General features: G+C 61.3%; 20 protein-coding genes and 1 pseudogene. 12 read left to right on the forward strand and 9 right to left on the reverse strand.

Annotated elements, in window-relative coordinates; genetic code table 11:
* Positions 1-217: 217 nt before the first annotated feature.
* Positions 218-1,156: a LysR family transcriptional regulator gene (locus tag AC2GXZ_RS16630; RefSeq protein ID WP_483760301.1), complete on the reverse strand. Its 939-nt coding sequence runs from the start codon at positions 1,154-1,156 to the stop codon at positions 218-220.
* Positions 1,157-1,307: 151 nt separating this feature from the next.
* On the opposite strand from AC2GXZ_RS16630, the gene AC2GXZ_RS16635 reads away from it, so the two are divergent.
* From AC2GXZ_RS16635 to AC2GXZ_RS16650, 4 genes are all read left to right on the forward strand, one after another.
* Positions 1,308-2,282, forward strand: coding sequence for a glutathione S-transferase family protein (locus AC2GXZ_RS16635; protein ID WP_483760302.1), 975 nt, complete (start codon positions 1,308-1,310; stop codon positions 2,280-2,282).
* A 68-nt stretch (positions 2,283-2,350) separates the two neighbouring features.
* A complete protein-coding gene (locus AC2GXZ_RS16640; RefSeq protein WP_483760303.1) occupies positions 2,351-3,205 on the forward strand; it encodes a hypothetical protein in 855 nt (284 codons plus the stop codon).
* A 100-nt stretch (positions 3,206-3,305) separates the two neighbouring features.
* Positions 3,306-3,884, forward strand: coding sequence for a YceI family protein (locus AC2GXZ_RS16645; protein WP_483760304.1), 579 nt, complete (start codon positions 3,306-3,308; stop codon positions 3,882-3,884).
* Positions 3,885-4,041: 157 nt separating this feature from the next.
* A complete protein-coding gene (locus AC2GXZ_RS16650) occupies positions 4,042-5,148 on the forward strand; it encodes a Fic family protein (RefSeq protein WP_483760305.1) in 1,107 nt (368 codons plus the stop codon).
* Between the two features lie 5 nt (positions 5,149-5,153).
* On the opposite strand, the gene AC2GXZ_RS16655 is transcribed toward AC2GXZ_RS16650, so the two are convergent.
* Entirely contained in the window at positions 5,154-6,131 is a 978-nt protein-coding gene (locus AC2GXZ_RS16655) for an AraC family transcriptional regulator (RefSeq protein WP_483760306.1), read from the reverse strand.
* Positions 6,132-6,195: 64 nt separating this feature from the next.
* On the opposite strand from AC2GXZ_RS16655, the gene AC2GXZ_RS16660 reads away from it, so the two are divergent.
* A complete protein-coding gene (locus AC2GXZ_RS16660) occupies positions 6,196-6,549 on the forward strand; it encodes a nuclear transport factor 2-like protein (protein ID WP_483760307.1) in 354 nt (117 codons plus the stop codon).
* Between the two features lie 42 nt (positions 6,550-6,591).
* Here the strand turns inward: AC2GXZ_RS16660 and AC2GXZ_RS16665 are convergent, their stop codons facing one another.
* Positions 6,592-7,563, reverse strand: coding sequence for a GlxA family transcriptional regulator (locus AC2GXZ_RS16665; protein WP_483760308.1), 972 nt, complete (start codon positions 7,561-7,563; stop codon positions 6,592-6,594).
* 293 nt (positions 7,564-7,856) lie between these two features.
* On the opposite strand from AC2GXZ_RS16665, the gene AC2GXZ_RS16670 reads away from it, so the two are divergent.
* The 6 genes from AC2GXZ_RS16670 to AC2GXZ_RS16695 all read left to right on the forward strand — a co-directional run bounded on the left by AC2GXZ_RS16670 (position 7,857) and on the right by AC2GXZ_RS16695 (position 15,436).
* Positions 7,857-8,522 (forward strand): HD domain-containing protein, encoded by a 666-nt coding sequence (locus AC2GXZ_RS16670; protein ID WP_483760309.1) that lies wholly within the window; start codon positions 7,857-7,859, stop codon positions 8,520-8,522.
* 40 nt (positions 8,523-8,562) lie between these two features.
* Positions 8,563-9,237 (forward strand): alpha/beta hydrolase, encoded by a 675-nt coding sequence (locus AC2GXZ_RS16675; protein ID WP_483760310.1) that lies wholly within the window; start codon positions 8,563-8,565, stop codon positions 9,235-9,237.
* A 54-nt stretch (positions 9,238-9,291) separates the two neighbouring features.
* The gene (locus AC2GXZ_RS16680; RefSeq protein WP_483760311.1) at positions 9,292-10,083 is read left to right on the forward strand and encodes an alpha/beta fold hydrolase; all 792 of its coding nucleotides are present in this window, start codon (positions 9,292-9,294) and stop codon (positions 10,081-10,083) included.
* Between the two features lie 276 nt (positions 10,084-10,359).
* Positions 10,360-12,000: a carboxylesterase/lipase family protein gene (locus AC2GXZ_RS16685; protein WP_483760312.1), complete on the forward strand. Its 1,641-nt coding sequence runs from the start codon at positions 10,360-10,362 to the stop codon at positions 11,998-12,000.
* An 80-nt stretch (positions 12,001-12,080) separates the two neighbouring features.
* Positions 12,081-13,664, forward strand: coding sequence for a carboxylesterase/lipase family protein (locus AC2GXZ_RS16690; RefSeq protein WP_483760313.1), 1,584 nt, complete (start codon positions 12,081-12,083; stop codon positions 13,662-13,664).
* A gap of 71 nt (positions 13,665-13,735) precedes the next feature.
* On the forward strand, positions 13,736-15,436 hold the full coding sequence (locus AC2GXZ_RS16695) for a carboxylesterase/lipase family protein (RefSeq protein ID WP_483760314.1): 1,701 nt from the start codon (positions 13,736-13,738) through the stop codon (positions 15,434-15,436).
* A gap of 110 nt (positions 15,437-15,546) precedes the next feature.
* Here AC2GXZ_RS16695 and AC2GXZ_RS16700 read toward each other — a convergent pair whose 3' ends face one another.
* Genes AC2GXZ_RS16700 through AC2GXZ_RS16715 form a run of 4 tightly spaced genes read right to left on the reverse strand, consistent with a single transcriptional unit; the run spans position 15,547 to position 19,991 of the window.
* Complete coding sequence (locus AC2GXZ_RS16700) at positions 15,547-16,680, reverse strand: mandelate racemase/muconate lactonizing enzyme family protein (protein WP_483760315.1); 1,134 nt, start codon at positions 16,678-16,680, stop codon at positions 15,547-15,549.
* A 13-nt stretch (positions 16,681-16,693) separates the two neighbouring features.
* Positions 16,694-17,992: an MFS transporter gene (locus AC2GXZ_RS16705; RefSeq protein ID WP_483760316.1), complete on the reverse strand. Its 1,299-nt coding sequence runs from the start codon at positions 17,990-17,992 to the stop codon at positions 16,694-16,696.
* 38 nt (positions 17,993-18,030) lie between these two features.
* A complete protein-coding gene (locus tag AC2GXZ_RS16710) occupies positions 18,031-18,678 on the reverse strand; it encodes an HD domain-containing protein (RefSeq protein WP_483760317.1) in 648 nt (215 codons plus the stop codon).
* Complete coding sequence (locus AC2GXZ_RS16715; RefSeq protein WP_483760318.1) at positions 18,675-19,991, reverse strand: MFS transporter; 1,317 nt, start codon at positions 19,989-19,991, stop codon at positions 18,675-18,677. The genes AC2GXZ_RS16710 and AC2GXZ_RS16715 overlap by 4 nt, the downstream gene beginning before the upstream one ends.
* 104 nt (positions 19,992-20,095) lie before the next feature.
* Here AC2GXZ_RS16715 and AC2GXZ_RS16720 point away from each other — a divergent pair, with 104 nt between their 5' ends.
* Positions 20,096-20,995: a LysR family transcriptional regulator gene (locus AC2GXZ_RS16720; RefSeq protein WP_483760319.1), complete on the forward strand. Its 900-nt coding sequence runs from the start codon at positions 20,096-20,098 to the stop codon at positions 20,993-20,995.
* Between the two features lie 116 nt (positions 20,996-21,111).
* Here AC2GXZ_RS16720 and AC2GXZ_RS16725 read toward each other — a convergent pair whose 3' ends face one another.
* Together AC2GXZ_RS16725 and AC2GXZ_RS16730 are read right to left on the reverse strand one after the other, a co-directional pair.
* Positions 21,112-21,819: a substrate-binding domain-containing protein gene (locus AC2GXZ_RS16725; RefSeq protein ID WP_483760847.1), complete on the reverse strand. Its 708-nt coding sequence runs from the start codon at positions 21,817-21,819 to the stop codon at positions 21,112-21,114.
* Between the two features lie 69 nt (positions 21,820-21,888).
* Positions 21,889-22,080: pseudogene (locus AC2GXZ_RS16730) on the reverse strand (LysR family transcriptional regulator); the annotation flags it as partial.
* Positions 22,081-22,130: the final 50 nt, after the last annotated feature.

Below are 22,130 nucleotides of genomic sequence, written 5' to 3' on the forward strand. Positions count from 1 at the left end.
GCCAACCTCATCAACTCAACGTCTGATGAGCCGAGATTGCGGATTCTTGGGATCCGACATTGTGTTTCGTTTGACGCAAATAGCCGCTCAAACGCCCATGCAAATCGGGTTGGCGGCAATGAGGGCAAGACTGACAGATCGTGAGTTTGTGTTATTCGGGGTATCGGAGGCCCATCGCCATCAATTCCTTCGAACTTTTCTTGCCGTCAACCGGATTTCAGGGCGCCGGTAAAACATCCGCAAGGCCCCGGTCCCAACGGGGCTCGGAGCCGAAGCCGGCCACCAGGAAATCGATGAAGGCCCTCACCTTGGCCGGCGGGCGGCGGTTGGCGGCGTAGACGACAAAGACGCCCGGCAGTTCGGTCGGCGGATGATCGAGCTGCAGCGTGACGAGCCGTCCGGCGCGGATTTCGTCGCCGATCAGGAAGGTCGGCTGATAGACGATGCCGTGCCCGGCGACCGCCGCCGCCACCAGCGCATCGCCGTTATTGGCGTGGAAATTCCCCGAGATCGGCATGATGATCGCGCCATCAGAACCGAACCGCCAGCGATTTGGCCCGACCGAGGTTGAGAGCGTGTAACCGAGGCAATTATGCGCCGACAGGTCCGCGACAGTCTTCGGTGCAGGATGGTTTTCGAGATAGGTGGGTGCTGCGGCGACCAGCAGCCGGCAGCGGGCGAGCTTTCGCGCCATCAGCGTCTCGTCCTCGATCTTTCCGATGCGGATGGCGATGTCCCAGCCCTCTTCGACAAGATCGACGGTGCGATCGCTGAGCCCCAGTTCGACGGTAAGCGCCGGATGCAGGTTGGAAAGCCCGGCGATCAGCGGAACGAGTTCGCGCACCCCGAAGGAGACCGGCGCATTGACCCGCAGCGTGCCGGTCACCTCCATCCGCTCGGCCGCGGCGACCGCATTGGCCTCGGCGAATTCGGCGAGGATCCGCTCCACACTTTCGAGATAACGGCGGCCGGCTTCGCTCAGCGTCACCTTGCGGGTCGTCCGGTGCAAGAGCTTGACACCCAGCCGATCCTCAAGGGCGGCCATATGTTTGGTCGCCATGGTCTGCGACATGCCGAGCGCCCGCGCCGCGCCCGAAAGGCTGCCGACCGAGGCAATCTTGGCGAAAACTTCCAGTCCCGCAACGCGATCCAGCATGGTTACCTCACTCTCACGGTGTGAGCTGTATTCATCGGATGCCGGATTATCACATCCGGCGGCAGGATGCACAGTGCCGTTCATCGCACCCGACGATCGACACCTGTCTTTTCGTCCAGGCGCTTCAACGACGATCCGAGTGGAGAGCAGCGTGCTCGTAGATGGCAAGTGGACAGAGGACTGGCAGCCGGTCCAGGCAAAGGATGCCAAGGGCGGTTTCGTGCGCCAGACCTCGAGTTTCCGCAACTGGATCACCTCGGATGGTTCGGCCGGTCCGACAGGGACGGGCGGTTTTGCGGCGGAAAAGGACCGTTATCATCTCTATGTCGCGCTGATCTGCCCCTGGGCCTCGCGCACGCTGATCGGCCGCAAGATCAAGAAGCTCGATGAGGTGATCTCGGTGTCGGTCGTCGAACCGCAGCTGACCAAACAGGGCTGGCGTTTCGGCACCTATCCCGGAGCGAGCGAAGACGTCGTCAACGGCGCCCATTACATGCATGAGATCTACACGAAGGTCGATCCGCATATCACCGGCCGCGCCACGGTGCCGGTTCTGTGGGACAAAAGGACCAGCACGATCGTCAACAACGAATCGGCCGATATCCTGCGCATGCTCAACAGCGGTTTTGGCGCCTTGGCCGACGACGGCGTCGATCTTTATCCCGAACATCTGCGCGAGGAGATCGACGGGCTCAACGAGCGGATCTATCCGCGCCTCAACAACGGCGTCTACCGCGCCGGTTTCGCCACCACCCAGGTCGCCTATGAGGAAGCCTTTGCCGACGTGTTTTCGATGCTCGACGAGCTGGAAGCGCGGCTTGAGGGCAAAACCTATCTGGCTGGCGAACGTCTGACGGAGGCCGATATCCGCCTCTTCGTCACGCTGGTGCGTTTCGATGCGGCCTATCACGGCCTGTTCAAGTGCAACCTGCGCCGGATCGCCGATTACCCCAACCTGTCGGCCTATCTGCGCCGCATCCTCTCCGTGCCGGGCGTCGCTGAAACCGTCAGCATCGATCATATCAAGCACGGTTATTATTCGATCGCCAGCCTCAACCCGGCCGGCATCGTACCGGTCGGCCCGGCTCTTAACTTTGACGACCTGCTGGCCTCCACGAAAGGCTGAAGACGGCGCTTCGCCGCCTGTTTGGCGCAGCGCTTCCGTTTGGTGACCATCCAGGATTTTTGCAGACCATGTTGACCCAGATCTTTCTCACCACCGTCCTTCTGCCACTCGTTTTCGGCATCGTCATCGCGCTTGCCGGCAAGGGTGGTACGTCGCGGGCACTGGTGCTGACCGCGCTGCTGATCCCGATTGCTGCCGCGATCGCCAATATCACGATCGAAGGTGTGCCGCCCTTTCCGCCGATTGCCGCCAAGCAGAAACTGCCAGTCCTGCTGTTTGCCGGCGGCGTGGTTGCGGCGGTTCTGGCGGTGTTGCTGCGTCAGTCGCTGACACGCTGGATTACCGCCATCGTCAGCATCGTGTCGCTGGCCATCCCGGCTTGGTGGCTGGGACGCAACGTGATCATGGCCAATCCAACAAAGGTGACGACGCTTGTCATCGTCCTCGTCATTCTTGCGGTCGAAATGATCGCTGTCGTCAGCCGCCGGGCAAACCGGCCGGCCGGCGCTCCGCTTCCCGCGGCGTTGCTTGCCACCGCCATCGGCACGGCGCTTGCCGCCGTCACCGGCGGTTACATCGGCATGGCGCAGATGAACGGCGCGCTGGCCGCATTGTTCGGCGGCTGGCTGCTTATCCGCTACATCGCCTATCTGCGCGGCAATGACGATGCCTTCGCGCTTCAGGGTTTTGCCGCCCTGTCTTTCATCTGGACGGCCGCCATCGGCGTGGCGATGACGGTCTTGTTCACCCCCAATGCCAAGCCGGCGGCACTGGTGCTTTCGGTTCTGCCGGTCGCCGTCTTCCTCGTGTTTTGCAGGATTGGCGGGCGTTTTGCCGCCCTGCCGCGCTTCGCCCAGCCGCTCGTCTTCGGCATCCTGTCGGGACTTCCCGCCATCATCGCCATTCTCGTCGCCTTCCTCTGACGGCGCCGGATACGTCCGCACTGCATTTCAGCCCTTCATTCTCATCCATCCGCTGTTGCGGACAACATCGCCCCCTTAGCCAAATTCCAAAGGAGAAACCATGAAACGTCTCGCTCTCGCCACTGCCTTTGCCGGCCTGCTGATGACCGGTTCCGTCTTCGCCGCCGACAGCTATGCGATCGACCCGACCCACGCCTGGGTTGGCTTCAAGACCAACCACGGCGGCTGGTCCAATGCCCATGGCGCCTTCAAGACGGTTGCCGGCACGATCTCCTTCGACAAGGCCGACGTTACCAAGAGCAGCGTCGAGATCACCCTCGACACGGCAAGCCTCGACACCAATAACGAACAGCGCGACCACGACCTGAAGAGCCCCGACTTCCTCAATGCAGAGGAATTCCCACAGGTCACCTTCAAGAGCACGTCGATCGAAAAGACCGGCGACAAGACCGCCAAGGTCACCGGCGATCTCACCCTGCTTGGCACGTCCAAGCCGATCACGCTGACTGTCACCTGGGGTGCAGAAGCGCCGCTGCCGTGGGACAAGAACACGATCAAGACCGGCTTCTCCGCCACCGGTTCCTTTAACGCCGTCGATTTCGGCATCTCCAAGATGACAGCTTTCGGTCTCGGCCCGAATGTCGCGCTCGACATCGACGTCGAAGCCATCAAGAAGTAATCATCGGCGAAGGGGCCAAGGCCCCTCGGTCGCAGCATATCGATAAACGGCTGGTCGCTTGCGGCCGGCCGTTTTCCGTTCTGATGAGCCATAGCGCGACTTGCAATAACTCACAAAATCGCGCATTTGTGAGTTATAGAAAAGGAGCCTATGCCTCATGCCGTGGAACTGGCAGCATCCAGACTGGCCGAATTTCACCTATGACAGCGAAGCCATCGCGCCGCTGGAGCAAAAATTTCTCCAGTCGTCGGGTGAGGTGATCGGCGCGGTCCGACATTTCAGCGAGGATGACAGCAGCCAGCTGCGGATCGAACTGCTCAGCGACGAGGCGGTCAAGACCTCGCAGATCGAAGGCGAGTTTCTCGACCGGGCAAGCGTCCAGTCGTCGCTGCGCCGGCAATTCGGCCTCAACAGCGATGATCGTCCGGTCCGCCCGCAGGAGCGCGGCATCGCCGAGATGATGGCGGATGTCTATCGCAACTGGTCCGGCGCGCTCGATCAACAGCAACTTTTCCAATGGCATTCGATGCTCATGGCTGGAAACCGTTATATCGAAACGATCGGCGCCTATCGCCGCCACGATGACGCGATGCAGATCGTCTCGGGCCGGCTGGACAAACCGGTGATCCATTTCGAAGCGCCGCCATCCTTGAAGGTCGCGCCGGAAATGGCGCGTTTCATCGACTGGTTCAACGGTTCGGCGCCGGGCGGGCAGGGGCCGATCGCAGCACTTACCCGTGCCGCCATCGGCCATCTCTATTTCGAAAGCATCCATCCTTTCGAAGATGGCAATGGCAGGCTGGGGCGTGCCTTGGCGGAAAAGTCGCTGGCGCAGAATATCGGGCAGCCGAGCCTGATCTCGCTCGCCTTCACCATCGAGCGCGACCGGAAATCCTATTATTCGGAACTGGAGCGCCACCAGCGGCAACTCGATATCAACGGCTGGATCGCCTATTTTTCGCAGACCGTTCTCGATGCCCAGCAGGCGACCATCGAACGCATCGGTTTCTTCATCCGCAAGACGAAATTCCACGATCGGTTTCGCGGCCGGTTTAACGAGCGCCAGGAAAAGGTCATCGCCCGCATTTTTCGCGAGGGCATTACCGGCTTCAAGGGTGGCCTGAGCGCGGAGAACTATATTTCCATCACCGCCACATCGCGGGCAACCGCGACACGCGATTTGCAGCACCTCGTCGAGATCGGCGCCCTGACCCGCACCGGAGAACGGCGGCATACCCGTTATGCCCTGCACCTGCAGGACTGACGGGCCTATTGGGGCGCTCGCATTTGAGGCCTGCCGCCGTCGCGGAACCGTTTCGGAGAGCAACCGACGATCCGGGTGAATGCGGTGCTGAAGGCGCTTGGGGACTGGAAGCCGACCTGCAGGCCGACCTCGCCAATCGTCAGGTTGCTCGATCGCAGCGCATCCTTTGCCAGCGCTATCCTCCACTCTTGAAGATATTCGATCGCACCGATTCCCATGATGCTGCCAAACCGATGGGCAAAGCTCGATCGTGACAGGCCGCACAGCCGCGCCAGGGCCGTCACCGTCCATGGGTGCAACGGATCGGCGTGAATGGACGTGAGTGCCGGCGCAATCTTCGGGTCTGCCAGACCGGCAAGCAGGCCGGTCCGCTGCGCGTCCATATCGATCGTCACCTGCCGTAGTGCTTCGAGCAGGATCAGTTCCATCAAGCGTGCGACGAAAAGCTGGCTGCCGAATGCCTGAGACCTGCTTTCCTCTTCGTTCATCGTCAGCAGCGCCTTCAAATGCCCGGAGGATCGCGGATCGGCCGAATTCAGCCGGACGACCTGCGGCAGAAGTGTCGTCACCAGCGCCTCGTTGGCCGTATCGAAGACGAACCGGCCGCCGCGGAGAACCGTGGGTGTCGCGCCCGTGCCATCGCCAATGGTCATTGCCGAAAGCCCGGTCGCGGCGATGATCTCGTCACTGCCGACCGGTTCCGCGCCGGGATCGGAGGCAAGCGTGAAGGGCGTGGATGTCCGCACGAAGGCGAAATCATGCTGTCTCAGCGTCATGGGCTCGGCGCCGGGCCGCAGCAGATGACAATCCCCGCTTTCGACCCAGCAGAACAACAGATCGTCGCGCTGACAGAAGCTTACACCCCATTGCCCATGAGCGTCGATGCGCGCCCAGAGGGTCGTTTTTGGCCGAAGGAGACGGATCAGGTCCGAAAGCGGATCGCCCTTATATTGGACGATCGATAAACGATCTCGGCCTTTCAATTATCGACTGTGCTCCGATTGGCACCTAGCTTGCGGACATCACTCTAACGCAACGGAGACCGTCATGACAGCGGATATTCAAACGCTCTGGGCCATCTATTCGGATGCCTGGCGCCATCTTTCCCCACAGGATCGTGCCACCATGCTTGCGGCAAGTGTCGCGGACGGCGTCACGTTCACGGCACCCGGCGCCAACGGCCAGGGTGTTGCCGATCTCACGACCATGCTGGAGGAATTCCAGCACACATATCCCGGTGCCTATTTCGACACATCGGAGCTGATCGTCCAGAACAACCAGTCGCTTGCAAGCTGGTCGATGCTCGACCAGAGCGGCGCGGTGATCCTGACGGGCAACAGTTATGCCCGTTACGGCGACGAGGGGCGTATCGTCCATCTTGCCGGCTTCTGGCAGAGTTGACGGCAACTGCGCTCTACAGGCAAGCCGGCCGGGCGATCGGCTCTATCCCGATGTAACCCGGAAACTCTCGCGATAGCGCAGCGGCGTGGTTCCGAGTTTGCGTTGAAACGCATTGCGCATCTGGTCGGTGCTGGCAAAACCGCACTCGAAGGCGATGACCTTGAGTGCCTTTTCGGTTGCCTCCAGCAGATTGCGCGCCTGATCGATACGGATGCCTTCGACGAAATCGTGTGGCGTGATGTCCAGTTCCTGGACGAACAGCCGGGCGATGCTGCGCGGGCTGACGCCGGCAATGCCGGCCAGACGTTCCACCGGAAACGCCTCGCCGATATGCTCCATGACATAGGCCTGAACCTTGCCGAGCGGGGTCTCCGTTTCGCTGGGCGGCAGGAGCAGCGGACTGAACTGGGACTGACCGCCCTGGCGCTGCGCCACGACGACCAGACCCTTGGCGCAGGCAAGCGATACCGCCGATCCATGGTCCTCGCCGACAAGCGCGAGGCTCAGATCGATGCCGGCCGTCACACCGGCCGATGTCACGAGGCGATCGTCGCGCGCATAGATCCGGTCGTGCTCGACACGCGCGGTCGGGAATTTTTCCGCCAGCGCTGCCGAGCATAACCAGTGGGTGGTCACCGTCCGGCCATCGAGTAGGCCTGCATGCCCGAGCGCGAATGTGCCGTTGCAGATCGAGCCATATCGTCTCGCCAATACGCCCCAGTCGCGCAGCCATTCCGACATCGTCTCGTCCGCTTCGCGGTCAGGCAGGCCCGGCCCGCCGGCAACAAGCACCGTGTCGAACCGGCGGCTGGCCTCTTCAAAGCTCAGGTCGGGCGTCATCCACATTCCGTTCGAACTGCGAACCGGCGCGGTGTCTCCAGCCACCAGCAGGCAACGATACCGCTCGTCCTCCGGCAGGAAGCCATTGGCCGCCGCAAACACATCCAGAGGCCCGGCAACATCCAGCGCCTGAACGCCGTCGTGGATGACCACGGCTATATCTCTGGAAGCCATCAGCGTCTTTTCCTTCTCAGCGCCGGTTGACAGGGCGGCTCCAGCCGGTCGGTTTTTCGACCGCAGACAGGAGCCCGGCAGTTTATCGCGCCAGGTTGGCAGTTTCCCGGCGTATGCCGGCATTGCCGCCGGCCCGCATTCTTGCGATCAAGAAGGGGCAGGACGCAAGGCCGATCGGCCCCGTTCCAAGCGTCAAATTCAACGAATTAACATGAACCAACGGATCCCCCTTTTAGGGGCGGCCGATGCACGTCCATCGACAGGAAGACACTGACATGGCACAGGAAAATCGCTTGACCGTAACGGACGCCCTGTTTTCGGCTTCCAGCATCGACGGGGTTTCCATTCCCGACAGCGCGCTCTGCCGCGCCATCACCGAATTCGTTCGCGATACCGAAACCGAACTGCTCTTTAACCATTCGAGCCGGGTATATTTTTTCGGTGCGATCGCCGGTCGGCAGCGTGGCCTCAGCGTCAACCGCGAACTTCTCTACGCCGCAACGATGTTTCACGACATCGGCCTGATGCCGTCGCATAGCAGCGCGGATCTGCGTTTCGAGGTCGATGGCGCAAACGCCGCACGCGATTTCCTGAAAGGTCACGGCGTCGATCCGTCCGACATCGAGAAAGTCTGGACCGGCATTGCGCTGCACACCACGCCCGGCGTGCCGGAATTCATGCATCCGGTGATCGCCCTGACCACCGCGGGCGTCGAGATGGATGTGCTGGGCCTGACCTATGACCTTTATGCCGCAGATATCCGGGAGGCGGTGGTCGCCGCCTTCCCGCGCACGCTGCAGTTCAAGGAAGACATCATCCAGGCCTTCTACGACGGCATCAAACACAAACCTCAGACAACCTTCGGCAACGTCAAGGCGGACGTCATCTCCGACAAGGAGCCGCATTTCTGCCGCGGCAATTTCTGCTCCGTCATTCGATGCTCGGGCTGGATGGCCTGACCACCTCGTTCACACCCCTATACCCCAAAGGAGAAAGACAATGATTTCCAATATTATTCTGGTTCACGGCGCATGGGCAGACGGTTCCTGCTGGTCCAAGGTCATCCCGATGCTGGCCGCAAGCGGCATGGCAGTGACCGCCGTCCAGCTTCCGCTCTCCAGCTTCGAAAACGACGTTGCCGCAGTGCGCCGGGCGATCGCGCTTGTCGAGGGCGATGTCGTTCTGGTCGGACACAGCTATTCCGGTGCCGTCATCGGCGAGGCCGGCAACGATCCGAAAGTGTCGCGTCTCGTCTATATCGACGCCTTTGCCCCCGACGCGGGTGAATCCGCCGGATCGCTGTTTGCCCAGTTCGAATCCGCGCCGCTCAACGCCGAAATCCGCCCGGATGCGGAGGGTTTCCTCAAGCTCACGCCAACCGGCATTTCCACCCTCTTCGCCCAGGACCTGAGCGAAACCGAAAAGGCCGTACTTTACGCCACGCAGGGGCCGATCAACGGTGCGGCACTCGGCGGAACCCTGACACAGGCGGCATGGCATACACGGCCGACCTATTACCTTATCGGCAATCTGGATCAGGCGATCCTGCAGGCCGATCAGGAACGCATGGCCGCCCGGATGAACGCCATGATCGAACATGTGGATTCGAGCCATGTGCCGATGCTGTCGCATCCGGATGTCGTGACCCGCTTCATCCTCAAGGCCGCAGCCTGAGCGGCATTTGATCGGCCGCCGCTATCGCGACCCGGCAATAAAGGATTGCTTCAAATGAAGATCACATCGAACGGCATAGACCTTCATGTCGAGGACAGGGGAGGGGGAGCGCCCGCTCTCCTTTTCCTGCACTATTGGGGTGGCTCGTCGTACACCTGGCGGCATGTGACAGCCGCCTTGCCGGATGATTTCCGCACCGTCGCGATGGACCAGCGCGGCTGGGGCCGGTCCGACAAGCCGGAAAGCGGTTATGATCTGGCAAGCCTTGCCGACGATGCGCAGGCCGTGATCGACGGCCTGGGACTGGACCACTATGTCGTCGTCGGCCATTCCATGGGTGGAAAGGTCGGGCAGCTTTTCGCCTCGCGCCGACCATCGGGCCTGGCGGGGCTAATTCTGGTGGCGCCATCGCCGCCCTCGCCCATGGCGCTGCCGCTTGAGGTTCGGCAGTCCATGGTTGGCGCCTATACGAGCCGTGAGACCATCATTGCGACGGTCGAGCAGGTGCTTGCCGGACGTCCGCTTGAGCCGGAAGATCTCGAAGGCGTCGTCGCCGACAGCCTGCGAGGCGCCCCGGCGGCAAAGCTTGCATGGCCGCTTGCCGCAAGCCAGGAGGGTATCACGGCAGCCGTCGCAGATATCGCCATTCCCACCACCCTCGTCATTTCCGGCGATGAAGATCGCGTCGATCCGCCATCGACCTTGCGGCAGGAATTGCTGCCGCGAATCCCGCAGGCGAGAATGCATCTGCTTCAGGGCGTCGGCCACCTTTCCCCGCTGGAGGCGCCGGCGGAATTGGCGGCCCTGATCCGCTCCTTTGCCGGGCCTCTCCTTGGGAGGACCTGAGGATCTCTTCGGCTTCGATCTGATTGATTGGGAAAACCAATGTCTGGCGTCAAGAAATCCTGATTGGACAGCGCCGATATCTGCTCCAAATATCCCCCTGGAGGATGTGGAGGAGAATGGGACGGCCGGCGACGGGGCATAACTGTCCGCGCTCGCGATGGGTGCATCCCGACTATCACCAAAAACACTTTCCGCCGAACTGCGCCCGGGATTTGGAGAGGGTGCGGTCGGTCTTGCCTTGTTCGGTCGTTTATTGGGATCATGGGAGGATACCCGATGCTTAATCTCTTTTTCAGGCGCAGTTGCCGGCAGACATTTTTTCTCGCGGCAATCGCCGCGATGACGCCGCTCACCATTGGCATCCATCCGGCAGCTGCCGACCAATTTGTCGCATCGACGGCAAAAACCGTGGTCGAGACCAACAAGGGCAGCCTTGTCGGCGCCGTCGATGGCGACGTCTACAGTTATCTCGGCGTGCCTTACGCGCGTGCCGATCGCTTCATGCCGGCAGAAGAGGTCAAACCCTGGCAGGGCGTGCGACCGGCGGTGACATATGGCGAAAACTGCTTCATTCCGCAGATGACGTCGGTGGCCGGCGATGAGCTGTTCAATCCGCATCGCTACATGCCGATGAGCGAGAATTGCCAGTTCCTCAATGTCTGGACGCCGGGGATCAAGGACAAGAAGAAGCGCCCGGTCATGGTGTGGATCCATGGCGGCGGCTTCACCAACGGATCGGGCATCGAGCTCACCTCCTATGATGGCCATAACCTCAGCAAGCAGGGCGATGTCGTCGTGGTGACGCTGAACCACCGGCTTAACGCGCTCGGGTTCCTCGATCTGTCGGCATATGGCGAAAAATACAAATATTCCGGCAATGCCAGCATCAGCGATCTCGTCGCGGCGCTGAAATGGGTCAACCAGAATATCGAGGCTTTCGGCGGCGATCCCGGCAATGTGACGATCTTCGGTCAGTCGGGCGGCGGTTACAAGGTGAGGGCACTGATGGGCACGCCCTCGGCCAAGGGCCTGTTCGAAAAGGCGATCGTCCAGAGCGGATCGCGGGTGGATTCGGTGACCGACCAGGCGTCTTCGCGCAAGGTGGCCGAACTGACGCTTGCCAATCTCGGCCTCAAGCCCGATGAGGTCGGCAAGCTTGCGGATATCGATTATTCCAGGCTGATCGCCGCCTCGGACAAGGCGATCAAGGACGCGACGGCGCAAGGGGCGAAGGATGCCCGTTACGCACCGGTCGAGGATGGTGATTTCATCCCGGCAAACCCCGTCGGCAAGAGCTGGGTCGATCAGGCCCGTGACATTCCGCTGATGGTCGGCAACACGCTCAACGAGTTCGAGACCGTCATCCGCAACAAGCCCGCTGACCTTCTGGCCGACAATAGAGACGGCTGGGACGATGCCAAGGTCGCGGCGAAGCTGAAACAGCGTTTCGGCGGCAAGGCGGATGCGGTGGCGAAAGCCTTTGCAGTGGCCTATCCGGAAAAGAAGCCGGGCGATGCGTTTTTCATCGACACCTATTTCCGCCCCGGTGCGATCCGCGATCTCGACCTGAAGGCGAAGCAGGCTGGCGCGCCGGTCTATTCCTACATGTTCGCTTATGAATCGCCGGTTCTCGACGGCATTGCCATGTCCTGGCATTGCTCGGAACTGCCTTATGTGTTCGCCAATGCCGGACTGGCGAAGACGTCGACGGGCGGCGGCAAGCAGGCGCTCGCTCTTTCCAAAAAGATGAGCCAGGCCTGGATCAATTTCGCCCGCACCGGCAAACCGAGCGCCAAGGGCCTTCCCGAGTGGCCCGCCTATACGACGGATCACCCCGCAACCATGGTCTTCGACAGGAAGTCGCGTGTCGCCGTCGATCTCGACCGTAAGGTGCTGCAGGCAGCCGGCGCGCTGTGATCTCGCCAATTGCGGGCATGCCGTCACAGTATGCCCGGTTCTGCCGCATGTCGGCATCGATGTCATGGAGGAATGATAAAATGCGCACGATCGATCGCACCCACCGTCGAGGCATGGGCCGATTTCGGCTGCTCCTCGGTTTTTGCCTGTTCACGGCGCTCGCGAGCCCGGTGCTCGCGCAAACCGTATCTGCTCCGGTTGGAGAGATAGAAGGCGCAAAACAGGGCGACCTTGTCCTCTATCAGGGTATTCCCTATGCAAAGCCGCCGGTCGGCAAGCTGCGCTGGGCCGCACCGGAACCGGTAGACGCCTTCAAGCAGCCATTCCAGGCAAATGCGGCAGGCAATGAATGTGTGCAGAAGGCGATCTACTGGCGGCCGGACAAACCGGCAAGCTGGACGGAGGATTGCCTGACGCTCACCGTTTATGCACCCGCATCCGGCGGGAAGGGACTGCCGGTATTCGTCGGGTTTCATGGCGGCGGCTCGGTCAATGGCGCCAAGACGGATTGGGACCCTCGCGAACTGGCCGAGGCCGGCAATATCGTCGTGACCATCAACTACCGGCTCGGCGCGCTCGGCTTTCTCGCACTTCCCGAACTGAATGCGGAATCGAAGGATGGCCAGAGCAGCGGCAATTTCGGCGATCTGGACAAGCTTCAGTCGCTTCGCTGGGTCAAGCAGAACATTACAGCCTTTGGCGGCAACCCGGACCGGGTGACGATTGCCGGCCAGTCTGCCGGGGCGCGCGGCGTCTGTTTCGCTCTGGCGTCGCCCGAAGCGAAGGGTCTTTTTGAGGGTGCGGTCATCGAGAGCGGCCGCGATTGCCCCGCCATATCGAATGCCGAGGCGGTCAAGTCCGGCGAGAAATTCGCCGAGGCAATCGGCTGCAAGGACGGGCAGGATCGCCTGGCCTGCCTGCGGTCCAAGACATCCTCTGAAATTCTCGATGCCCAGACCAAGTCGAAAATGACGATTGCAACAGTCTTTGGTGGATATGCCCAGCCGAAGACGGCGATGGAGGCTTTCAGGAGCGGCGATTTCAACCGCGTGCCGTTGATCGTCGGCAATACGCGGGATGAAACCCGGATCTTCGTTTATGAGGCCAACGACCTTCTCGATCAGCCGGTCGACAAGGCCCAGTGGGAAAACGAGGTGAAGACACGCATGGGACCGAAGGCGGATGCCGCCTTTGCGATCTATGCCGATGCCGCCAAGTCCAGTCCGGGCCTTGCACTCGGAAGCCTGGATGCGGAACAGAAATACATCTGCCCGACAAGTCTCGCGCTCGATGCTTTGTCCAAATGGACATCCGTTCATGCCTATGAGTTTGCCGATGTCACGGCGCCGATCCGCCCCTATGCCAGCGTGCCGTCTTCCTTCGATCTCGGCGTGCCGCACAGTGCCGAACTTCCCTATGTCTGGGGTGAAAACACCGTTCCGAACGGTCTGAACGATCAGCAGAAGAAGCTTGCGACAATGATGCGGGCATTCTGGATCAGCCTTGCTTCGCCGCAAGGCGTGACGGGATCGGCGCAATGGCCGGCCTTCACGCCCGACGCCCCACAACGGATCGTGTTCCGGAAGGGTGGCCAGACGGAGGTCATTTCGGACATCGACTATCGAAAGGCACGCCATTGCGACCTGTTCACGGCCGTCAATTGAAAGACTTCGGATCACTCCGGGCTTTGAAAAACGAAACCCGGCTATTGCATCAGACGGAAAGAGGAGGTTCCATGTTCATATTCATGAGTAAGGGTGTATCGCGATTGTTGGGAACGGTGGCATTAGCCGCGACGCTCGCATCGCTTGGCGCCACGGCTGGTTTTGCGGCAGGCAAGATCGGCGTCGTGTCCGTCGAGGGCGGCAAGGTCAGTGGTGTCGAGACGGATGTTTCCGGCGTGGAAGTGTTCAAGGGCATTCCGTTCGCCGGCCCGACCGGTGGTGAAAATCGCTTCAGGCCACCGCAGCCCGTCGTCAAATGGGACGGCGTGAAAAAGGCGGATACCTGGGGCGATCAGGCCCTGCAGGATATAAACGGCAACCCGACCGGCCAGTTCTGGGGCGACGAGTTTTATTTCGACCCCGCTTTCCTTCCGAAGGCGAGCGAAAACGGCCTTAACCTCAATGTCTGGACGCCCGCCCGCCGCAAGGGCGAGAAGCTGCCGGTCTATGTCTGGATCCATGGTGGCGGCAACCATCACGGTTACGCCTCGGAAATGGAGTTTTACGCCTCGAAACTGGCGGCCAAGGGCATCGTCGTGGTGGCGATCCAGTATCGCACCGGTGCGCCGGGTTTCCTGACGCTGCCGGAACTGTCTGCCGAGAGCCCCAACAAGGTTTCCGGCAATTACGCCATCCTTGACCAGATCAAGGCGCTGAAATGGGTGCGCGACAATATCAGTGGTTTCGGCGGTGATCCGAAGACTGTCACGATCGGCGGCCAGTCGGCCGGCGCCCGCAACTCAACCATGCTGTTGCGTTCGCCGCTTGCCAAGGGCCTGTTCCACCGCGCCGTGATCGAAAGCGGCTTTACCGGCCTCCTGCCGTCGGCGATGAAACCGCTCAAGGAAAGCGAACAGGCGAATGCCAAGGCGATCGAGCAGGTGTTCGGCAAGCCGATGAGCCTTGCGGACCTGCGCGCCATCCCGACCGACGATTTTATCGGTAAGACCGCGGCGGACGGCAAGACGCAGCTTTACGAGGCGCTGCACAAGGCGACGAATATCCCGGCCCAGCACGCCATCGACGGTTACGTGTTTACCGACAAGTCGATTGACCTCTTGCGCCCGCATGCGCTCGACGGCATCGACATCATGATGGGCGGCGCATCGGATGAATATACGTCGCTGATGGGCGGCCCGGACAAGACGTTAAGCGATGCGGACTTTGCCGCCGCAATGAAGACGCTCGGTTACGACGACGCCTGGAAACAGGTCTATCGCCCGTCCAACCCGCTCGAAGCCTATCGCATGAGCCTGCGCGCCAAGTCGGATTACAACCTGCAGGCCTATATCCTGTCGGCCGAGACCGCCAAGAAACGCAACAAGGACTTCAATATCTACGCCTATTATTTCAACAACGCGCCTCCCGGCCGAAACTCTGAATTTTACGGGTCCTTCCACTCTTCCGACCTGTGGTATTTCTTCGATTCGCTGCGCAACACGGAAGGTCAGCGCTTTTGGACCGGCGCCGATTTCCGCATGGCCGACACGATGTCTTCCTATCTCGCGAATTTCGTGAAGACCGGCAATCCGAACGGCAAGGGGCTGACGAAGTGGCCGCAGGCCTCCACCGCCCATGACGGTTCGTTCATGCGCTTCCATGACGGTTACGCCACGGTGGCGCAGGGCACGCCCTATCCGGAACGCGACAAGCTGAACCGCGACACGATCCTGCGCGTCAACAAGCTGAAGGACCCGGCTGCCGGCAAATAGGCGACGGCTTTGACATAAAAATGCCGGCAGGGTGACCTGCCGGCATTTACGCGGGGTTCTGCGCTTCGAAAGTTCCGCACCGCAGCCCGAGGGGGTATTTCCGGGCGGGATCAGGCCCGGATCGTCCGCTGTTCCGTCGTATAGGCTTCGAGGTCGGCAGGCCTGATGTCGATGCCGAGGCCGGGCCGGTCGGGGATCGAAACCATGCCGTTGCCGTCCAGCTGCGGCCGGCCGGCGAGATCGAGCAACGGGTTCGGCCCGACATCGAATTCGATATAGGGATAAGGGTCCTTGCCGCCGGCGCGGTGCGGCGGCAGCGTGGCGATTAGATGCAATGCGGCGTGGAAATTGACCGTGCTTCCCCAGACATGCGGGATGACGGGCCGAAGATGCATGGCCGCCAGCGTCGCAACCTGTGAAACGCCGGTCAGGCCGCCGCAGATCGCGATATCCGGCTGCAGCACATCCATCGAACCATCGGCGAGGAACGGCAGGAAGCCGGCGGGATTGAAGATCGCCTCGCCGCCGGCGATCGCGGTCTTGATGTGACTGGATGCCAGGCGATAGCCGGCGAGATCCGTCGGCCGCACCGGTTCCTCGACCCAGAGGAGCCGCGCGTCCTCCATCTCGGCCGCCGTGGCGATCGAACGCCGCGGCGTGCAGGACTGGTTGAAGTCGATCATCAGGTCGGCATCGTCGCCGATCTGGCGACGGGCATTGATCACCGCCGTCACATCGTCCTTGGGATCGTAGCCGCTTCTCAGCTTGAAGGCCTGGAAACCCTGTTCGAGATAGTCATCCAGCTCGCGGCCGAAATCGCGATAGGGATGGCCGCCGGGCTTGAAGAAGGGACCGCTCGCATAGGCACGCACCTTGTCGCGCCTTGCGCCGCCGAGGAGCTTCCACAGGGGCAGGTCCCAGGCGCGTGCGGTGAGGTCATGCAGCGCCATGTCGACGGCAGCGATGGCCGGCATCACGGCATCACCCTCGTTTGCTTCGCGCATCTGCTGCCAAAGCGCGCCGATCTGGGTCGGGTCCTTGCCGATCAGGTGTCGCGAGAGCTGATATTCGATCGTCGCGGCAGCCGTTGCCGGTCCGACCCAGGCCTCGCCCCAGCCGGACAGGCCGTCCGCAACGATTTCCACCAAGAGGGTCTGGCGGCTGGCGAAAAACACCAGCGCATTGCCGATCGCCTCGTCCAGCGGCGCGGTCAGCAGGTAGAGGCGGATTTCGGTAATCTTCATGATGATATTCCGTTCAGGCGTGAGTCTGGGTCTTGGGCCGGATCATGTCGCGCATGGCGTGGCCGAGGATGAAGATCGCAATCGCGGTAATGGCCATGGCGATGGCGAGGAAGATCAACGCCCCCTGGAAACCGCCGGTCGTATCACGCACCCAACCGATGATCGTCGGGCCGAAGAAACCGCCGGTGCTGCCGACCGAGTTGATCAGCGCGATGCCGGCTGCAGCCGCCGTGCCCGTCAGAAGCGTCGAGGGGAAGATCCAGATGGTTGGCGATGCGCCGCCGATCCCCGCCGCGCCGATCGTCAGGCCGATGACGCCAAGCACCGGGCTTGAGGAGAAGGCGGCGATCAGGAAACCGCAGGCACTGACCAGAAAGGGGCCGGCCGTGTGCCAGACGCGCTCGCCCGTCTTGTCCGAATGCCGGCCGACGGTGATCATCGTGATGGCCATGAAGATAAACGGGATGGCCGCGACAAGGCTGGTCTGCATTGTCGAAAGGCCGAATTGCTTGATGAACTGCGGCATCCAGATGGCGATGCCGGTCGTTCCGATGACGAGGCCGACGGCAATCAGGCACATCAGTAGGACGCGGGGATCGACCAGCGCCCGGCCGACGGAAAAATGCTCGACCTTTTCCCGCTCGGAGCGCTCGGCGGCAATCCGGTCAGACAGCCAGCGGCGTTCACCCTCGTCGAGGAAGGTGGCAGAGGCCGGATTGTCCTTGAGATAGAAGAACACGACAAAGCCCATGATGATCGCCGGCAGGCCCTCGATCAGGAACATCCACTGCCAGCCATGCAGGCCCCAGACGCCTTCGAAACCCTGCAGGATGAGGCCGGAAACCGGCGCGCCGATGACCGATGCCAGGGGAACCGCGACGTTGAAGGTCGAAAACATCTGGCCGCGATAGGCCTTCGGGAACCACAACGTCATGTAGAAGATCATGCCGGGGAAGAAACCGGCTTCGGCTGCGCCAAGCAGGATGCGGACGGTATAGAAGCTCGCCGGGTTCCAGACGAAGGCGGTGAGCGCCGACAGAATGCCCCAGCTGATCAGGATACGGGCGATCCACAGCCGCGCACCGACACGTGCCAGCATCAGGTTGCTCGGCAGTTCGCACAGAACATAACCGAGGAAAAAGATGCCGGCGCCGAAACCGAAGGCAGAGGCCGAGAAGCCGAGATCGGCATTCATGGTGAGTGCTGCAAAACCGATATTCACGCGGTCGAGAAAGGCCGCCAGGTAACACAGCATCAGGATCGGCAGGATGCGCCTGGCAGTCTTGTGGATGATGTCGGGTCTGTCGTTCATGAATTTCCTCCCAGTATCGGCCGCTGCGGGCCGGAAGCTCAGCGGCTTCTCAAATTGCTTGCGAGACCTGAAATCGTGTCTTCGCGGATGAGGCCCAGCGCACCGGCGACATGCCACCAGCCATGGTCGGCCTGGCGGACGATCATGCATTCGGTGCTGACCCCCATATGATTGCCTTCGAACGAGTGGCCGACGGCGATATGCGCCACCTCGTCCGGCAGGCCGACGACAAGACAGACATGCATGCCGAAGACCGAATGGCGGAAGGTGGGCGCGCCGGCCTGGGCGGGCGCGGCCGCCCACCTCTCACGGTTGCTTTCGTCGAATTCATAGGGTTTGCCGACATCATGGCAGGCAGCACCGGCGAGCAGGATGTCCCAGTCGATCGAAACCTGCGGATAGGTCTCCTCGAATTCTCGGGCAATGGCGCGGGCATAGCGCAGCACTCCGCGAACATGGTCCGCCTGGGTCCCGGTCTTCAGCACCGGGGAACCCGGATTGCCGTCCGGCGGGATGTCGGTCAGGCGGGCGAAATTGGAGCAGCACAGAGCGTAGCTCCAGGCTTCGATCACTTTTTGCCGAAGATCAGGGTTCTGGATCAGCGCGATTTCCGGGAAATCCTCGCTTACCCAAAGCCTGGTTTCCTCGGTGATCGGCCGCCGCAACGTCGCGTAGTGATATGTCATGCTCGAACCATGTCCTTTGGTAGAGAAGCCGCATCGGTGGTGGGATCGAATTCCGGCTCGATCGGTTTGCGGGTCATTGTCAGGGTGGCGATAGCGCCGACCACCAGCAGCACCGCTGCAACACCGAAGGCCCCGGAGTAACCGCCTGTGGCGGCGACGACGTAACCGGTGATGATCGGCGCGATCAGGCCGAACAGGTTGCCGCCAAGTGCGGTGATGGCGATGACGCGCGACACATCGGCCGGATTGCGCAGCAGGTCGCTTGCCAGCGTGAAGTTGAGGCCGGCGCCGGTGGTCGAGCCGGTCAGAACCAGGGTCAGCACCAGTAGCAGTTCCCAGAGATCGCTGACGACGGGCGCAAGCAGGATGAGCAGCGACAGGATCGCCATGGCAGCGATGAAATTCCGCCGACGGCCGGCCCGCACGCTTTGCGACGACAGGATCCGGTCGCTCGCCCAGGCGATCGTCACGCCGAGCACGATGGTGATCAGGTAGGGGATGGCGGTGAGATAACCGGTGTTCATCGTCGACAGTTCGCGGGTCGATTGCAGGAAGCTCGGAAGCCAGGTCAGGAACAGATAGGCGGTGTAGACGAGGCAGGCCTGGGTGATGACCAGACCCCAGATGCTTCTCTGCGACAGAAGATATTTGAGTGTCGAAGGCCGTGCGGTGGCGAGTGGAGCCGCCTGTGCCTCTTCGCCATTGCGTTCGCGGATGATCTTCTGGCGTTCCTCTTCGGATAGCCATGTCGCCTTTTCAGGCGATGCGAACCAGTAAAGCCAGGCCATCAGCCAGATGTAGCCGACGATACCAAGCACCACGAAGGCCGACCGCCAGCCGGCATATTCGACAAGCCCGGCAGTGGCGATGGCACCGATTGCGGGACCGGCCGAGGAGCCGCCGTTGAACAGCGTCGTCACCAGGCCACGTTCCTTTTGCGGAAACCAGTCGCGGATGATCCGGCCACAGGCCGGGAAGGTGGAGGCTTCGCTGGCGCCCATCACCAGCCGGGCCAGGAAGATCGAGGCAAAACCGCCGGTCGCCGCAGTCAGCACGGTCGCGGCCGACCAGATCGCGATGCCGCCGCCGACCATGCGCTTCGGCCCGACGCGTTCGACCAGCAGGCCAAGCGGGATAAGGCAGACCACATAGGTCCACAGGAAGCCGGAAAACAGATATCCCATCTGCACCGGGCTGAAGCCGAATTCGGCGGCGATGGGTTTTGATGCGATCGACAGGGCAATGCGATCGACATAATTGATGACCACCGCCGAAAAGATCAGCAGTGCAATCCAAATGCGTCGTCTGTTCATTCGAGACCTCCCTCCTCTTGAAACAACCAACCGTCAGGCATAATCCTTCCATAAATTCAATTCGTCCAATTGGTTTGAATTGTCCGCTTAGATAGGATTTTCCAATGAGTCGTCCGTCGGTGCCGCAGCTTGAAGCCTTCTTCTGGACTGCCGAGCTTGGAAGCGTTCAGCGGGCCGCGGAAATGCTGAACGTCACGCAGCCGACGCTGTCGCTGCGATTGAAGCAGATCGAGGCGACCGTCCGCTCGCCGCTTCTGGAACGGCATGGGCGTGGGCTTCGGGTGACGCGGCACGGCCAGGCCTATCTGGCGCGGGTCAAGATCGTGCTCGACGCCTATAATGCGCTGATCACCCGCTCTGACGTTCCCGATATCGGCGGTGCGATGCGGATCGGCGTTGCCGAAGGTTTTGCCGTCGCCTGCATGGCCGCCATGGTCGAGGACCTGCAGCGGGACTTTCCGCTTCTGCGCCCGGAATGGGTCGTTGCGACAAGCGCGGGCCTCGAACAATCATTGTCGGACGGGCATCTGGACCTGGCAATCCTGGTGGACCCGCTGAGCCTGCGCGGCATCCGTCTGTCGGCACTTGGCGCGCAGCCTAATGGCTGGGCTGCGCCCGCATCCTTCGGAGAGATGGAAGCAACGCCCCGTGGCCTTGCCAAATACACCATCGTCACCACCCCGCCGCAAACGGCGATGTATCGCGCCACCTTCGCCTGGTTTGCCGAGGACAAGATCTCGCCGGACAAGGTCTGTGTCTGCTCAAGCCTGAATGCTGCTCTGCAACTGGTCGCCGCCGGCCTTGGCGTGGGAATCTTTCCGGCCAAGGCGATCGATTTTTATCCGCAGCGATCCGCACTTCAAAGACTGGCGCCTCAGCCGGAATTGCGCACCGGCCATGTCTATCTCGCCGACCGCGTTACCGCCGACGAGGCAAGAAGTTCGGCCCTGCTGCGAACGATCGAGCGGACCTGCGAAAAACTTCAGTATTTCGATCGGAATTGAGGTGCCGAGAAAGGGCATGCCGGATTGCTCGGCCGCTCCGTGGTCATCACTTCTAGAAACGGGATCACGTTCGGGGCAGAGCGACAAACCGACACCCGTCGGGCCGTTGTGAGCGTCTACTTGCCAGAAACGTCTGCGACGAGAGGCATTGCGTCCTCTGGAACGACACCACGGAGATGTAACTGCATTTGGTGCAGCAAATGCTCACGGCATCTGGTGGCCAGCGATTTTGCGACTTCGGAAAGTGCACCTGGACGAATGACGAGATTGATCGGCCGCGTGGGCACTGGCTTGGGTAGAGCGAACACGTCGATATCCTTCTCTTCGAACGCCCGATCAAGAAGGCTGAATGGCGAGGTTATCGCCCAGGCGCGACCGTAGCGCACGGTATCTATCACGGCTGTCGCCTGATCGACTTCGATGGAACGCACCACATTGACCATCTGCCGTGCCAGGTATCGATCAGCGATAGCGCCCAGATATCGTTGATCCGTATAATGAACGAAGGGCAGCATGCTCGCGAGCTCATCAAGGTCAAGCTCGCTCGCTGATATGGCCCTCTTCGGAGCAATCAACACGAGTGGTTCCGTTGCTATGTGATGGACCTCGAAGGTATCGGGATCGAAGTCGAGCGAGGTGATCAGCATGTCGGCCTTACCGGACAGAAAATCTTCACGGTGCCGATGCACCGCGGCTGCTCCGATCTGCATCTGTTCGACCGCGCCTTGAAGCGCCTGAGCGACCTCGTTCGACAGCGTCTTGCTGAGCGAATCCATGATACGCACCGACAGGTTGGCAAACTTGAAGCCGCGGAATTCCTGCATCGCGCGTTCGGTCGCATCCAACTCCCGGATGACGCGGCGGGCCTGATACTGGAATGTCCGCCCGGCAGGCAGAAGCCGAAAACCCCGTGTCTCTCTGTCTATGAGCTTTAGAGCGAGTGTGGCTTCCAGCCGGCTGATCTGCTGGGAGACGGCACTCTGGGAGACGCCAAGCTCTCGCGCCGCCGAACTTATTCCTCCAGCATCGCAGACGGCCAGAAATATTTCGAGGGATCGCGTATCGAAGTGCGAGCCTGTCCTCATCGGAGAATAAGCCTTTCTCGCGCGGCAATTATGATACCGAAACGATAGCG

This window comes from Aliirhizobium sp. YIM B11859, assembly GCF_057163345.1.

Coding starts and splice junctions, on each gene's coding strand:
- AC2GXZ_RS16630 (WP_483760301.1), bottom strand. CDS start 1,156: ATGCTGGATCGCGTTGCGGGACTGGAAGTTTTCGCCAAGATTGCCTCG.
- AC2GXZ_RS16640 (WP_483760303.1), top strand. CDS start 2,351: ATGTTGACCCAGATCTTTCTCACCACCGTCCTTCTGCCACTCGTTTTC.
- AC2GXZ_RS16645 (WP_483760304.1), top strand. CDS start 3,306: ATGAAACGTCTCGCTCTCGCCACTGCCTTTGCCGGCCTGCTGATGACC.
- AC2GXZ_RS16650 (WP_483760305.1), top strand. CDS start 4,042: ATGCCGTGGAACTGGCAGCATCCAGACTGGCCGAATTTCACCTATGAC.
- AC2GXZ_RS16660 (WP_483760307.1), top strand. CDS start 6,196: ATGACAGCGGATATTCAAACGCTCTGGGCCATCTATTCGGATGCCTGG.
- AC2GXZ_RS16665 (WP_483760308.1), bottom strand. CDS start 7,563: ATGGCTTCCAGAGATATAGCCGTGGTCATCCACGACGGCGTTCAGGCG.
- AC2GXZ_RS16675 (WP_483760310.1), top strand. CDS start 8,563: ATGATTTCCAATATTATTCTGGTTCACGGCGCATGGGCAGACGGTTCC.
- AC2GXZ_RS16680 (WP_483760311.1), top strand. CDS start 9,292: ATGAAGATCACATCGAACGGCATAGACCTTCATGTCGAGGACAGGGGA.
- AC2GXZ_RS16685 (WP_483760312.1), top strand. CDS start 10,360: ATGCTTAATCTCTTTTTCAGGCGCAGTTGCCGGCAGACATTTTTTCTC.
- AC2GXZ_RS16690 (WP_483760313.1), top strand. CDS start 12,081: ATGCGCACGATCGATCGCACCCACCGTCGAGGCATGGGCCGATTTCGG.
- AC2GXZ_RS16695 (WP_483760314.1), top strand. CDS start 13,736: ATGTTCATATTCATGAGTAAGGGTGTATCGCGATTGTTGGGAACGGTG.
- AC2GXZ_RS16700 (WP_483760315.1), bottom strand. CDS start 16,680: ATGAAGATTACCGAAATCCGCCTCTACCTGCTGACCGCGCCGCTGGAC.
- AC2GXZ_RS16705 (WP_483760316.1), bottom strand. CDS start 17,992: ATGAACGACAGACCCGACATCATCCACAAGACTGCCAGGCGCATCCTG.
- AC2GXZ_RS16710 (WP_483760317.1), bottom strand. CDS start 18,678: ATGACATATCACTACGCGACGTTGCGGCGGCCGATCACCGAGGAAACC.
- AC2GXZ_RS16715 (WP_483760318.1), bottom strand. CDS start 19,991: ATGAACAGACGACGCATTTGGATTGCACTGCTGATCTTTTCGGCGGTG.
- AC2GXZ_RS16720 (WP_483760319.1), top strand. CDS start 20,096: ATGAGTCGTCCGTCGGTGCCGCAGCTTGAAGCCTTCTTCTGGACTGCC.
- AC2GXZ_RS16725 (WP_483760847.1), bottom strand. CDS start 21,819: ATGCAGGAATTCCGCGGCTTCAAGTTTGCCAACCTGTCGGTGCGTATC.